This is a genomic window from Halomonas ramblicola, from assembly GCF_030409215.1.
Lineage (GTDB): Bacteria > Pseudomonadota > Gammaproteobacteria > Pseudomonadales > Halomonadaceae > Halomonas > Halomonas ramblicola.
Genome location: NZ_JAUFPL010000018.1, coordinates 202,092 through 215,785 on the forward strand (window position 1 = coordinate 202,092; position 13,694 = coordinate 215,785).

General features: G+C 69.9%; 10 protein-coding genes. 9 read left to right on the top strand and 1 reads right to left on the bottom strand.

Annotated elements, in window-relative coordinates; translation table 11 throughout:
• Window positions 1-16: 16 nt before the first annotated feature.
• From lpxD to tilS, 8 genes are all read left to right on the top strand, one after another.
• Window positions 17-1,054: a UDP-3-O-(3-hydroxymyristoyl)glucosamine N-acyltransferase gene (gene lpxD, locus QWY80_RS07555; RefSeq protein WP_290230139.1), complete on the top strand. Its 1,038-nt coding sequence runs from the start codon at window positions 17-19 to the stop codon at window positions 1,052-1,054.
• 104 nt (window positions 1,055-1,158) lie between these two features.
• Window positions 1,159-1,602, top strand: a complete 444-nt coding sequence (gene fabZ / locus QWY80_RS07560; protein ID WP_290230140.1) for a 3-hydroxyacyl-ACP dehydratase FabZ — start codon at window positions 1,159-1,161, stop codon at window positions 1,600-1,602.
• Complete coding sequence (gene lpxA / locus QWY80_RS07565; protein ID WP_290230141.1) at window positions 1,599-2,366, top strand: acyl-ACP--UDP-N-acetylglucosamine O-acyltransferase; 768 nt, start codon at window positions 1,599-1,601, stop codon at window positions 2,364-2,366. Before fabZ ends, lpxA begins: the two co-directional genes overlap by 4 nt.
• A gap of 7 nt (window positions 2,367-2,373) precedes the next feature.
• Window positions 2,374-3,564 carry a lipid-A-disaccharide synthase gene (gene lpxB, locus QWY80_RS07570; RefSeq protein WP_290230143.1) on the top strand — a complete coding sequence of 397 codons (1,191 nt, stop codon included), beginning with the start codon at window positions 2,374-2,376 and terminating at the stop codon, window positions 3,562-3,564.
• A complete protein-coding gene (gene rnhB, locus QWY80_RS07575; RefSeq protein WP_290230144.1) occupies window positions 3,561-4,181 on the top strand; it encodes a ribonuclease HII in 621 nt (206 codons plus the stop codon). Before lpxB ends, rnhB begins: the two co-directional genes overlap by 4 nt.
• A gap of 217 nt (window positions 4,182-4,398) precedes the next feature.
• A complete protein-coding gene (gene dnaE / locus QWY80_RS07580; protein WP_290230146.1) occupies window positions 4,399-7,902 on the top strand; it encodes a DNA polymerase III subunit alpha in 3,504 nt (1,167 codons plus the stop codon).
• 260 nt (window positions 7,903-8,162) lie between these two features.
• A complete protein-coding gene (gene accA, locus QWY80_RS07585; protein ID WP_290230147.1) occupies window positions 8,163-9,116 on the top strand; it encodes an acetyl-CoA carboxylase carboxyl transferase subunit alpha in 954 nt (317 codons plus the stop codon).
• A 21-nt stretch (window positions 9,117-9,137) separates the two neighbouring features.
• On the top strand, window positions 9,138-10,406 hold the full coding sequence (gene tilS, locus QWY80_RS07590) for a tRNA lysidine(34) synthetase TilS (protein ID WP_290230278.1): 1,269 nt from the start codon (window positions 9,138-9,140) through the stop codon (window positions 10,404-10,406).
• On the opposite strand, the gene ppx is transcribed toward tilS, so the two are convergent.
• Window positions 10,395-11,936 carry an exopolyphosphatase gene (ppx, locus tag QWY80_RS07595; RefSeq protein ID WP_290230148.1) on the bottom strand — a complete coding sequence of 514 codons (1,542 nt, stop codon included), beginning with the start codon at window positions 11,934-11,936 and terminating at the stop codon, window positions 10,395-10,397. The two genes, tilS and ppx, sit on opposite strands and share 12 nt — an antisense overlap.
• Before the next feature lie 434 nt (window positions 11,937-12,370).
• Between ppx and rho the strand changes: the two genes are divergently transcribed.
• Window positions 12,371-13,630: a transcription termination factor Rho gene (gene rho / locus QWY80_RS07600; RefSeq protein ID WP_290230149.1), complete on the top strand. Its 1,260-nt coding sequence runs from the start codon at window positions 12,371-12,373 to the stop codon at window positions 13,628-13,630.
• Window positions 13,631-13,694 lie beyond the last annotated feature (64 nt).

Genomic DNA, 13,694 nt, shown 5'->3' on the forward strand with positions numbered 1-13,694 from the left:
CCCCGGACACACTGCCATGACCCGACACGCCATTCCGACGCTGACCCTGGGTGACCTGGCCGACCGGCTCGGGGCCCGGCTGGTGGGCGACGCCGACCGACGCGTCGGCGGCCTGGCCACCCTGCGGGATGCCGGCCCCGACGAGATCGCCTTCCTGGCCAACCGCACCTACCTCAAGGACCTGCCGGCGACCCGCGCCGCGGCGGTGCTGCTCCACTCGCAGCACGCCGAGGCTTGCCCGGTGGCCCGCCTCGAGCTCGACAATCCCTATCTGGGCTATGCGGCCCTGTCGCGCCTCTTCGACCCCCTCGTCGGCCGCGAGCCGTCGGGCGTTCATCCCAGCGCCGTGGTCGATCCGACCGCCACCCTGGGCGCGCGGGTCGAGATCGGCCCCCAGGCGGTGATCGAGGCCGGCGTGGAGCTGGGGGACGACGTGGTGGTCGGCCCCGGCTCGGTGGTGGGTGCCGACACCCTCATCGGTGCCGGCTCGCGGCTGCATGCCAACGTCACCGTCTACCACGGCGTGGCGATCGGCCGCCGGGTCATCCTGCACAGTGGCAGCGTGATCGGCGGGGATGGCTTCGGTTTTGCCCATGACGGGGCGCGCTGGCACAAGATCGCCCAACTGGGCGGCGTGGTGCTGGGCGACGACGTCGAAGTGGGCAGCTGCTCGAGCATCGACCGCGGCGCCCTGGGCGATACCGTGATCGGCGACGACGTCAAGATCGACAGCCAGGTGCAGATCGCCCACAACGTCCAGGTCGGCGAGCACAGCGCCCTGGCCGGCTGCGTGGGCATCGCCGGCTCCACCCGGGTGGGGCGCCACTGCATGCTCGGCGGGGGGGTGGGGCTGGCCGGCCACCTGACGATCTGCGACGGCGTCCAGGTCACCGGCATGAGCCTGGTCACCAACTCGATCCACGCGCCGGGAGTCTACTCATCCGGCACCGGCGCCATGAGCAATGCCCAGTGGCGCAAGAATGCGGTACGCTTCAAGCAGCTCGACGAGATCGCCAAGCGGTTGTCGCGCCTCGAGAAGCAGCGTGACGGTTGAGGGGGCCGCCGGGGGCGCTATAATCCACCGCCTGCCCGACGGACGTCGCCGTCGGCTCGCGCCTGCCCGATGGCGGGCATCCTGACATTTCAGAGGTTGTGACGATGGTAATGGACATCAACGAGATTCGAGAGTATCTGCCCCACAGGTATCCCTTCCTGCTGGTGGATCGGGTCACCGAGCTGGCCCTCGGCGAGTCCATCGTTGCCTACAAGAATGTCAGCATCAACGAGCCCTTCTTCAATGGTCACTTCCCGCATCATCCGATCATGCCCGGAGTGCTGGTGATCGAGGCCCTGGCCCAGGCCTGCGGCATCCTCGGCTTCAAGACCGTCAACAAGTTGCCCGCCGACGGCTACGTCTACTACTTGGTGGGCAGCGACAACGTCCGCTTCAAGCGTCCCGTGATGCCCGGCGACCGACTGGAGTTGCGTGCCGACGTGGTGCGCGAGAAGCGCGGCATCTGGAAATTCGCCTGCCGGGCCACGGTGGCCGGCGAGCTGGCCTGCGAGGCCGACATCATCTGTGCCGAGAGGAAGGTCGCTTGATTCATCCCACTGCCCTCATCGATCCCGCCGCGCGACTGGCCGAGGACGTCGAGGTGGGGCCCTTCACGGTGATCGGCCCCGACGTCGAGATCGGCCCCGGCTCGCGCCTCGGGCCCCATGTGGTGGTCCAGGGGCCCACGGTGCTCGGCGCGCGGACCCGCATCTTCCAGTTCGCCTCGGTGGGCGAGGCCTGCCAGGACAAGAAGTATGCCGGCGAGCCGACCCGCCTGGTGATGGGCGACGACAACGTCATCCGCGAGGGGGCGACCCTGCACCGTGGCACCGTCCAGGACCGCGGCGAGACCACCATCGGCTCGCGCAACCTCTTCATGGCCTATGTGCATGTGGGGCACGACTGCGTGATCGGCGACGACTGCATCCTGGCCAACCAGGTGACCCTGGCCGGCCACGTCAGGCTGGGCGACTTCGCCATCCTCGGCGGCCTCTCGGCGGTGCACCAGTTCTGCCACTTCGGCACCCACGCCATGGCCGGCGGCGGCTCCATCATCACCAAGGACACCCCGGCCTACGTGATGATCAACGGCAGCCCGGCCCAGGTCCATGGCCTCAACCTGGTGGGCCTCAAGCGCCGCGGCTTCTCCAAGGAGGCGATCCGCTCGCTGAGCGAGGCCTACAAGCTGGTCTACCGGCAGGGCCTCACCGTGGAGCAGGCGCTGGCCGAGATCCGTGCGCGCTATCGGCTCCCCGAGACCGAGGCCTTCGCCGCCTCCATCGAGATCTCCACCCGCGGCATCGTGCGCTGAGGCCGGTATGCGTCGCGTCTATCTGGTGGCCGGCGAGCTCTCCGGCGATATCCTCGGCGCCGGCCTGATGCGCACCCTCAAGGCGCGCCACCCCGGGATCGAGTTCCGGGGCATCGGTGGTCCGCGCATGCTCGAGGAGGGCATCGACGGCCGCTTTCCCCTGGAGACCCTCTCGGTGATGGGCCTGGTCGAGGTGCTCAAGCACCTCCCCCGATTGGTCGGCGTGCGCCGCGAGCTGAAGCGCGATGCGCTGGCCTGGCAGCCCGATATCCTGATCGGCATCGACGCCCCGGACTTCAACCTGGGCCTGGAGCGGCAGCTGCGCGAGGCGGGCCTGACCACCGCCCACTACGTCAGCCCCTCCGTGTGGGCCTGGCGGCAGGGCCGCGTCAAGGGCATCGCCCGCGCCGTGGACGCCATGCTCACCTTCCTGCCCTTCGAGGCGGCCTTCTATCGGCGCCACCATGTTCCCGTGGCCTTCGTCGGTCATCCCCTGGCCGACGAGCTGCCGCTGGAGAACGACCGGGCGGCGGCGCGCGCCGCGTTGGGCCTGCCCGCCGAGGGCCAGGTGCTGGCGCTCCTGCCGGGGTCACGGGCCAACGAGATTCGCTTCCTGGGCGAGACCTTCCTCGCCGCCGCCGGGCGGCTCTGTGCGGCGCGTCCCGGGCTCTCGATCGTCATGCCGGCGGCGACCCCGGCCCGGCGAGCCGAGCTCGAGGCGCTGCTCGCCGGGCACGCGGCGTTGCGCGACCGGGTCACCCTGGTCGATGGCCGGTCGCGGGAGGCCATGGTGGCCAGCGATTGCGTGCTGCTCGCCTCGGGCACCGCGGCGCTGGAGGCGATGCTCTGCCATCGGCCCATGCTGGTGGCCTACCGCATGGCGCCGGCGACGCACTGGCTCGCCAAGCGGCTGGTCAAGACCGAATGGATCGCGCTGCCCAACCTGATCGCCCGGGAGACCCTGGTGCCGGAGCTGATCCAGGACGCCGCCAGCCCCGCGGCGATCGCCGGGCAGCTCGCCGCGCTGCTCGATGATGACGAGGGGCGGGCGGCCCTGGAGGCGCGCTTCGCCGGGATGCATGCCGGACTGCAGCGCGATGCCAGTCGCCGCGCCGCGGAGGCCATCGAGGCGCTGGTGGCGGGCGAACCGCTGCCGGAAAGCGTCTCCCCGGAGCGGGCCGCGGAGGTGGCGCCATGAAGGGGAAAGGGGCAAGTGGGTTGCCGCCGCTGGTGATCGGCTATCGGGGCGAGCGCCTGGCCGGGGTCGACGAGGTGGGGCGCGGGCCCCTGGTGGGCAGCGTGGTGGCGGCGGCGGTGATCCTCGACCCGGCCCGGCCGATCGCGGGGCTCGGCGATTCCAAGGCGCTGACCGCGAAGCGCCGCGAGGCCCTGGACGGCGAGATCCGCGGCAGGGCCCTGGCCCTGGCCGTGGCCGAGGCCACGGCGGCCGAGATCGACGACCTCAATATCTACCACGCCACCCACCTGGCCATGCGCCGGGCCATCGATGCCCTGGCGCCGGCGGCGGAGTACCTGCTGGTGGACGGCAACCGCCTGCCCGGGCATCATGTGCCCGGGCAGGCGGTGGTCAAGGGCGATGCCCGCCATCCGGCCATCGCCGCGGCCTCGATACTCGCCAAGGTGGCCCGGGACGCCCAGATGCGGGCCCTCGACGCCCGGCATCCCGACTACGGCTTCGCCCGCCACAAGGGCTACCCGACCCGCGAGCACCTGGCCACCCTGGAGCGCCTGGGGCCGCTGCCGGAGCATCGCCGCACCTTCGGCCCGGTAAGGCGCCAACTGGCGCTGTTCTGAAGTTTCGCAAACCTCAGCCACGAGAGGCGCCGGGAGCAGGTCGAAGAGGAGGTCCTATGCCAGGGATGGCATCGGTAGCGCCCAGGGAGGGGTTCACAGCGCCTCCTCGACGGTCCGGCGTTCCGGGGCCTGCTCCCGGAACAGCCTGGAGTTTACTGAATCGGAAATCACGGCCTGCTTCCGTGCCGACCATTTACCGCCAAGCCTCGAGCCCCTTATGACCACGCCCTTCGTTCATCTTCGCGTCCATACCGAATACTCCCTGGTCGACGGCCTGGTGCGCCTGGGGCCGCTGGTCAAGGCGGCCAAGGGACAGGGCGCGCCGGCGTTGACGGTCACCGACGAGGCCAACCTCTTCGGCCTGGTGAAGTTCTACAAGGCCGCCCAGGGCGCCGGCCTCAAACCGATCATCGGTGCCGACCTGTGGCTCGCCAATCCCCACGACGAGGAGCACCCCTACCGGCTGACCCTGCTGGCCATGAACGACGTGGGCTATCGCAACCTCACCGAGCTGATCTCGCGGGGCTGGGTGGAGGGCCAGCGCCAGGGTCGGGCGCTGCTCGAGCGCGACTGGGTGCTGGCCCAGAGCGAGGGGCTGATCGCCCTGTCCGGCGGGCGCGACGGCGAGATCGGCCGCCACCTGCTCAGCGACCACCACGCCGAGGCACGCGAGCTCCTCGAGGCGTGGAACGCCGCCTTCCCGGGGCGCTTCTACCTGGAGCTGACCCGCACCGGCCGGCCCCTGGAGGAGGAGTGCGTGCACCTCTCGGTGGACCTCGCCGTGGAGACCGCGACCCCGGTGGTGGCCACCAACGACGTGCGCTTCCTGGAAAAGGACGACTTCTGGGCCCACGAGACCCGGGTGGCCATCGGCGAGGGCAAGGCCCTGGACGACAAGCGCCGCGAGCGCAAGTATACCGAGGAGCAGTACCTCAAGAGTCCCGAGGAAATGGCCGAGTTGTTCTCGGACGTGCCGGAGGCGCTCTCGAACAGCGTGATGATCGCCGCCCGCTGCAGTGTCGACGTGCGCCTGGGCGAGATCTTCCTGCCGGAGTTCGAGATCCCCGAGGGCATGACTCAGGACGAGTTCTTCCGCAAGATCTCCCACGATGGTCTCACCGAACGCCTCGACTTCCTCTACCCGCCGGAGCGGTACCCGCGGGACGGTGCCGAGTATGCCGAGATCGATGCCCGCTACCGCAAGCGCCTGGACTTCGAGCTGGATATCATCATCCAGATGGGCTTCCCGGGCTACTTCCTGATCGTGATGGACTTCATCCAGTGGGCCAAGGACAACGACGTCCCGGTGGGCCCGGGGCGCGGCTCGGGCGCCGGCTCGCTGGTGGCCTATGCCCAGAAGATCACCGACCTCGACCCACTGGGCTACGACCTGCTGTTCGAGCGTTTCCTCAACCCCGAGCGGGTCTCCATGCCCGACTTCGACGTCGACTTCTGCATGGAGAAGCGCGACCGGGTGATCGACTACGTGGCCGACCGCTACGGCCGCGACGCCGTCTCCCAGATCGTCACCTTCGGCACCATGGCCGCCAAGGCGGTGGTGCGCGACGTGGCCCGCGCCCAGGGCAAGCCCTACTCGCTGGGCGACAAGCTCTCCAAGCTGATCCCCTTCGAGGTGGGCATGACGCTGGCCAAGGCACTGGAGGCCGAGCCGGCGCTCAAGGAATTCCTCGAGGCCGACGAGGAAGCCGCCGAGATCTGGGAGATGGCCGAGAAGCTCGAGGGCATCACCCGCGGCACCGGCAAGCACGCCGGCGGCGTGGTGATCGCGCCGACCCGGCTCACCGACTTCTCGCCGCTGCTCTGCGACGAGGACGGCAGCGGCCTGAGGGTCCAGTACGACAAGAACGACATCGAGGAAGCCGGGCTGGTCAAGTTCGACTTCCTGGGCTTGCGCACCCTGACCATCATCGACTGGGCCCTGGAGATGGTCGACAAGGTGCGCGCCGCGGCGGGCGAGGGGGCGCTGGATATCGACAGCATTCCGCTGGACGACGTCCCGACCTTCGAGATGCTCAAGCGCGCCGAGACCACGGCGGTCTTCCAGCTCGAATCCCGCGGCATGAAGGAGCTGATCAAGCGCCTGCTGCCCGACTCCCTGGAGGACATGATCGCCCTGGTGGCGCTGTTCCGCCCCGGCCCCCTGCAGTCGGGGATGGTCGACGACTTCATCAACCGCAAGCACGGCCGCGCCGAGATCTCCTATCCCCACCCGGACTACCAGCACGAGCTGCTCGAGCCGGTGCTCGCCCCCACCTACGGCATCATCCTCTATCAGGAGCAGGTGATGCAGATCGCCCAGGTGATGGCGGGCTACTCCCTGGGCCAGGCCGACATGCTGCGCCGCGCCATGGGCAAGAAGAAGCCCGAGGAGATGGCCAAGCAGCGCGCCGGCTTCATGGAGGGGTGCGAGAAGAACGGCATCGATGCGGAACTGGCGGGCAATATCTTCGACCTGGTGGAGAAGTTCGCCGGCTACGGCTTCAACAAGTCCCACTCGGCAGCCTATGCGCTGGTGTCGTATCAAACGGCCTGGCTGAAGGCGCATTATCCCGGGCCCTTCATGGCGGCGGTGATGTCCACCGAGATGGACAACCTCGATAAGGTGGTGCCGCTGATCGAGGAGTGCCGCAGCCTCAAGCTCACCGTGACGCCGCCGGACGTCAACGTCGGCGGCTACAAGTTCACCGTGGATACCCAGGGGCGGGTGGTCTACGGCCTGGGGGCCATCCGCGGCGTGGGCGAGGGGCCCATCGGCGCCATCGTCGAGGCCCGCGAGGCCGACGGCGCCTTCTCCGATCTCTTCGACTTCTGCCGCCGGGTCGACCCCAGGCGCATGAACAAGCGCACCCTGGAGGCGCTGATCCGCTCCGGGGCCCTGGACAACCTGGGCCCCAGCCGGGCGCTGCTCGCCGCCGCCCTGGACGACGCCCTCCGCGCCGCCGCCCAGACCCAGACCAACCAGAACCTCGGCATGCTGGACATGTTCGGCGAGGCCTTCGTCGACGAGGACGAGGGTGGCGACGTCTACGCCGACTACCGCCGGGTGCGCGAGTGGAGCGACAAGGAGCGCCTGGCCGGCGAGAAGGAGACCCTGGGGCTCTACCTCACCGGCCACCCCATCGACGAGTACGAGGGCGAGCTCGCGCGCTTCGTCGCGACGCGCATCGGCGACCTCAAGCCGTCCCGCGAGCCCCAGCGGGTGGCCGGCCTGGTGGTGGGGATGCGCACCATGAAGTCCAAGCGCGGCGACACCATGGCCTTCCTGACCCTGGACGACCGCACCGGGCGCATCGAGGCCTCGCTGTTCGGCGAGCTCTTCGACTCGCTGCGCGGCCAGCTGGAGGCCGACCAGGTGCTGATCGTCGAGGGCGAGGTGTCCACCGACGACTACTCCGGCGGCCTGCGTCTGCGCGGCAAGGAGGTCACCCCCATGGTGGCGGCACGCACCCGCTACGGCCAGGCGGTGGAGCTCTCCCTGGACGGCGCGGCCATCAACGGCCGGCTGGTGGACTCGCTGCGTGAAAGCCTCGACCCCCACCGCGACGCCGGGGGCCTGCCGGTGCGGCTGCGCTATCGCAACGCCGAGGCGGCCGGCTGGCTGGAACTGGCCAAGGAGTGGAGGGTCGTCCCCAGCGACGAGCTGCTCACCGGGCTGCGCGAGGTGCAGGGGCAGGACGGGGTAAGGCTTAAGTATCGCTGACGCAGGAAGGTGCCGGGCTCGAAGCTATCCCGGCGATAGCCCTTCAGGGAGGCGCTGTGAACCCCTCCCTGGGCGCTACCTCGGCCATCCCTGGTCCTCGGACCTCCCTTTCGGGCTATCCCCGGCGCTTCTCGCCCCTCTTCTCGCCGCCTTGCGTGGCGCGTTGAGGGTGCGATAATGCCTGCCATTCTGCCCGCGCCATGCGGCGACTGCCGCGCGCCGACATTCGTGCAGTGTTTCCCCTACAAGGCGACGTGCCAATGAATCCCAACTATCTCGACTTCGAACAGCCCATCGCCGAGCTCCAGGCCAAGATCGAGGAGCTGCGCCTGGTCGGCAACGACAGCCAGGTCAGCCTCAGCGAGGAGATCGAGCGGCTCGAGGAGAAGAGCCGCAAGCTCACCGAGTCGATCTTCAAGGATCTCTCGGCCTGGCAGGTCTCCCAGCTCTCCCGCCATCCCCAGCGGCCCTACACCCTGGACTACCTGGAACACGTCTTCAGCGACTTCGACGAGCTCCACGGCGATCGTCGCTTCGCCGACGACGCCGCCATCGTCGGCGGCGTGGCACGCCTGGACGACCGGCCGGTGATGGTGATCGGCCACCAGAAGGGCCGTGACGTCCACGAGAAGGTGCGCCGCAACTTCGGCATGCCGCGCCCCGAGGGCTACCGCAAGGCGTGCCGCCTGATGGAGATGGCCGAACGCTTCAGGATGCCGGTGCTGACCTTCATCGATACCCCGGGGGCCTATCCCGGCATCGATGCCGAGGAGCGAGGCCAGAGTGAGGCCATCGCCTACAACCTGGGGGTGATGTCGCGGCTGCGCACGCCGATCGTCGCCACCGTGGTGGGCGAGGGCGGCTCCGGCGGGGCGCTGGCGATCGGCGTCTGCGACGAGCTGGCCATGCTGCAGTACTCCACCTACTCGGTGATCTCGCCGGAGGGCTGCGCCTCCATCCTCTGGAAGAGCGCCGAGAAGGCCTCCGACGCCGCCCATGCCATGGGCATCACCGCCGAGCGCCTCAAGGAGTTGGGCTTCGTCGATACCCTGATCGAGGAGCCCCTGGGCGGAGCCCACCGCCAGCCGGTCACCACCGCCGAGCGCATCCAGGAGTCGCTGCTGGCCAGCCTGGATCGCCTCGAGGCCCTGGATACCGATGCCCTGCTGGAGCGGCGCTATCGGCGGCTGATGAGCTATGGGGCGCCCGCTTAACGGCCCGTCCTGCGCTTGGCCATGCCCCTCCAGTCGCTGATCGATGACGCCCTGGCGGCGACCCCGCCGGGGCGTCGCGTCTGGGTGGCCCTCTCCGGCGGGCTCGACTCCACGCTGCTGCTGACGCTCGCCGTCGATGCCTGCCGGCGCCATTCCCGTCCGCTCCACGCGCTGCATGTCCACCACGGCCTGCAGGCCGCCGCCGACGATTTCGAGACCCGCTGCCGCGAGCTCTGTGCTCGCCTGGGGGTGCCGCTGGTCGTCGAGCGGGTGAGCGTCGACCTCGCGGCAGGGCGGGGGCTGGAGGGTGCCGCGCGGGAGGCGCGTTACGCCGCCTTCGCCCGCCGGGTGGCGCCTGGCGAGTCCCTGTGGCTGGCCCAGCATCGCGACGATCAGGCCGAGACCTTCCTGCTGGCCGCCCTGCGCGGCAGCGGGGTGCGCGGCCTGGCCGGCATGCCGTCGGCGCGGGCCTGGCGAAAGCGGCGGCTGAGGCGGCCGCTGCTCGGCGTCTCGCGTGCCGAGATCGAGGCCGAGGCGACGCGCCTGGGGCTCGCCTGGGTGGACGATCCCAGCAACGCTGACCGCGCCCAGGACCGCAACTTCCTGCGCCATGACATCCTGCCGCGGCTCGCCGGGCACTGGCCCGGGGCCGGTGAGGCCCTGGCGCGCAGTGCCGCCCTGGCCGCCGAGGCCGACGGCCTGCTGGCGGACCTGGCCGGGCTGGACCTGGAACGACTCGGTGGCGACCCCTCCCGCCTGCCCGTCGGCGGCATGATCGCGCTGTCGCCTGCGCGCCAGCGGCTGCTGGTGCGCCACTGCTGCGAGCGCCTGGGCCTGCCGCTGCCCCCGTCGCGCCGCCTGGCGACCCTGCAGGGCCAACTGGCGGCGCGTGCGGATGCCGGGGTGCGGGTCGCCTGGCCCGGTGCCGAGGCGCGGGTGTGGCGCGGCCATCTCCACCTGCTGGCGCCGCCGGCCGAGTTGCCGGCGGGCTGGCGGGTCGAGTGGGACGGCCGCTCGCCGCTGGTCACGCCCCTGGGGGAGTGCCGGGTATGGCTGGCGTCCCCCGAGGGCCCCGTGGCGTTGCGGGTGAGCGGCCGCCGGGGCGGCGAGCGCCTGCGCCTGGCCGGGCGTGGCCGGCGAGACCTCAAGCGGCTGCTGCAGGAGCTGGGGGTGCCGCCCTGGGTGCGCGGGCGGTTGTTGGTGGTACGGCGTGGCGACGAGGCCGTGGCGGTGCTCGACCCCTGCAAAGGGGGGTGGCTGGTCGTGGCCGAGGGCTGGTCAGGCGCGTGACACCACCAGGGAGTAGCCGGCGGCCCGCTGGTAGGCGGCCTCCTGCTCCAGGTCGTTGAGCAGCAGCGCCGGGTCGTCGTCGCCGGGCAGGGCGAGGACCAGGGTCTCCCCGTCGGCGGTGAGCCGCGGCACCGCCGGCGGCTGCTCGGGGCGTGAGTGGTTGAGGATGACCGCCAGGCGCAGCAGCCGCACCAGGCGGGCGTGGGAAGTGCGATCCGGTGCGGGCAGGGCCTGCCACTCCTTGAACGGGAACTTGCGGCGATGACCGCGCACCAGGAAGGCCAGCAGGCGCTGCTCGGGGCGCGAGAAGCCCGGCAGGTCGGAGTGCTCGACCAGGTAGGCGCCGTGGCGATGGAACTGGCTGTGGGAGATGGCCAGGCCGATCTCGTGGAGCCGCGCGCCCCAGCCCAGGAAGCGCGCCTGGTCATCGTTCAGGCCCCAGGCGTCGCGCACCTGCTCGAACAGTGCCAGGGCCGTGGCGGCGACGCTCTGTGCCTGTCGCTCGTCCACCTGGTAGCTGCGCGCCAGGCCGTCGAGGGTCTTGAGACGCGAGTCCTCGGGGCTGTTGCGCCCCACCAGGTCGTAGAGCACCCCCTCGCGCAGGGCGCCGTCGGAGTAGCGCATCCGCTCGATGTCGAAGGCCTCGAAGAGGGCGCCGAGGATCGCCATGCCGGCGGGAAAGACCCGGGCGCGGTCGGCCTTGAGCCCTTCCATGGCGACCCTGTCCAGCCGCTTGCACTTGATCAGCCGCCGGCGCAGGTTGGCCAGCCCCTGACGGGTGATCACCCCCTCCGGGGCCTCGCCGTGGGCCGCCAGTACCGCGGCCGCCGCCTTGATGGTGCCGCTGGAGCCCACCGGGTCGGCCCAGCCCAGCCGTTGGTAGGGACGCCGGATATTGGCCAGCTCGGAGAGGGCGGCCAGCTCGGCCTGGCGCATGCGCTGGTCGGTGATCTCGCCGCCCTCGAAGAAGCGCCGGGTGAAGGTCACGCAGCCCATGCGCAGACTCTCCAGGGCCAGGGGCTCGAAGCGCTCGCCGATGATGAACTCGGTGGAGCCGCCGCCGATGTCGACGATCAGCCGGCGCCCCTCCTCGGCCAGGGCATGGGCGGCCCCCAGGTAGACCAGGCGCGCCTCCTCGCGACCGGCGATGATCTCGATGCGGTGGCCGAGCTGGGCCTCGGCCTGCTCGATGAAGGCCTGGCTGTTGGCGGCCTCGCGCAGGGCGTTGGTGCCCACCACGCGCAGGTGGTCGGGGGTGACGCCCTCGAGGAAGGGGGCGAAACGCGCCAGGCAGTCCAGGGCGCGGGCCATGGTGGCCTCGTCGAGCATGCCGTCGTCGTCGAGCCCGGCGGCCAGCTGCACCTTCTCGCCCAGGCGGGCCACCACCTGCAGGCGATCGTCCTGGTAGTTGGCCACCAGCAGGTGGAAGCTGTTGGAACCCAGGTCGATGGCGGCGAGCCGCCGCGGGTTGGAAGGGGAGAGGGCTGCGCTGCTGTCGGCGCCGCCGGCCGGGTCCTGTGGCGAGGTCATGGCAGTTCCTTCGGCGTGTCTGGAAAAAAGGGTGCGGCCATCCCGGGGCCGTGTCAATCGTCCGCGTCGGCGGGGCTTGCGTTCGTCGCCGGCCTTGACTAGTATCGAGGCGTTCGCCTGTTTCGAATGCTTCCCGACCGTACCGGCGATCCCGTCTCGGTCAATTCCAAGTCGTCAGACAGCCCACTGCATCAGCCCGAGCGCCCGGCCGCTGGCCAGGACCGCTGAGCAGGCGAAACGAACCTGCTTCCTCGCTTCCGATATCGGCCCGGCTCCCCCTTGCGGTCGCCCGTCCATGGCCATACGACGCAGCACGACGAGAGGTAGCCTGTCCGGGCTCTGAACGCATCCACAGGGCGTCTTCGTCTCGCCTCCTGTCTCTTTCCCACGGCGCACCGCCGCCCGGCTTACACGAGCAACGTCTGAACACACCGATGAACCTTACCGAACTCAAGCAAAGGCCCGTGCCGGAACTGCTGGAGATCGCCCGCGAGATGGGCATCGACAACCTGGCACGTTCCCGCAAGCAGGACATCATCTTCGCCATCCTCAAGAAGCACGCCAAGAGTGGCGAGCCGATCTTTGGCGACGGCGTGCTGGAGATCCTGCAGGACGGATTCGGCTTCCTGCGCAGTGCCGACAGCTCCTACCTGGCCGGGCCGGACGACATCTACGTCTCGCCGTCGCAGATCCGCCGCTTCAACCTGCGCAAGGGCGACTCCATCTCCGGCAAGATCCGACCGCCCAAGGAGGGCGAGCGCTACTTCGCGCTGCTCAAGGTCAGCGAGATCAACTTCGACAAGCCGGAGAACGCCAAGCACAAGATCCTCTTCGAGAACCTCACGCCGCTGTTCCCCCAGGAGCGGCTGCGCATGGAGATCGGCAACGGCTCCACCGAGGACCTCACCGCCAGGATCATCGATCTCACCGCCCCCATCGGCAAGGGCCAGCGCGGCCTGCTGGTCTCGCCGCCCAAGGCGGGCAAGACGCTGATGCTGCAGAACATCGCGACGTCCATCACCCGCAACAATCCCGAGTGCCACCTGATCGTGCTGCTGATCGACGAGCGGCCGGAAGAGGTGACCGAGATGTCGCGCACCGTGCGCGGTGAGGTGGTGGCCTCCACCTTCGACGAGCCGCCGGCCCGCCACGTCCAGGTGGCCGAGATGGTCATCGAGAAGGCCAAGCGCCTGGTGGAGCACAAGAAGGACGTGGTGATCCTGCTCGACTCCATCACCCGCCTGGCGCGCGCCTACAACACCGTGGTGCCGAGCTCCGGCAAGGTGCTGACCGGCGGCGTCGACGCCCATGCCCTGGAGAAGCCCAAGCGCTTCTTCGGTGCGGCGCGTAACATCGAGGAGGGCGGCAGCCTGACCATCATCGCCACGGCGCTGGTGGACACCGGCTCCAAGATGGACGAGGTGATCTTCGAGGAGTTCAAGGGCACCGGTAACATGGAGGCCCACCTGGACCGCAAGCTGGCCGAGCGCCGCGTCTATCCGGCCATGAACATCCGCCGCAGCGGTACCCGCCGCGAGGACCTGATCGCCTCCGAGGACGAGATGCAGCGTATGTGGATCCTGCGCAAGCTGCTCAATCCCATGGAGGATACCGCGGCCACCGAGTTCCTCATCGATCGCCTGAAGGATACCAAGACCAACATCGAGTTCTTCGAGGCCATGAAGCGCCGGTAGATCCGACGCCGCAGCACCGCAAAGGGGCAGATGTTATTCTGCCCCTTTCGTCGTTCGGGAAACG

Bases quoted from the DNA above. Each gene is read 5' to 3' on its own strand.
- lpxD (WP_290230139.1), top strand. From the start codon at position 17: ATGACCCGACACGCCATTCCGACGCTGACCCTGGGTGACCTGGCCGAC.
- fabZ (WP_290230140.1), top strand. From the start codon at position 1,159: ATGGTAATGGACATCAACGAGATTCGAGAGTATCTGCCCCACAGGTAT.
- lpxB (WP_290230143.1), top strand. From the start codon at position 2,374: ATGCGTCGCGTCTATCTGGTGGCCGGCGAGCTCTCCGGCGATATCCTC.
- rnhB (WP_290230144.1), top strand. From the start codon at position 3,561: ATGAAGGGGAAAGGGGCAAGTGGGTTGCCGCCGCTGGTGATCGGCTAT.
- dnaE (WP_290230146.1), top strand. From the start codon at position 4,399: ATGACCACGCCCTTCGTTCATCTTCGCGTCCATACCGAATACTCCCTG.
- accA (WP_290230147.1), top strand. From the start codon at position 8,163: ATGAATCCCAACTATCTCGACTTCGAACAGCCCATCGCCGAGCTCCAG.
- tilS (WP_290230278.1), top strand. From the start codon at position 9,138: ATGCCCCTCCAGTCGCTGATCGATGACGCCCTGGCGGCGACCCCGCCG.
- ppx (WP_290230148.1), bottom strand. From the start codon at position 11,936: ATGACCTCGCCACAGGACCCGGCCGGCGGCGCCGACAGCAGCGCAGCC.
- rho (WP_290230149.1), top strand. From the start codon at position 12,371: ATGAACCTTACCGAACTCAAGCAAAGGCCCGTGCCGGAACTGCTGGAG.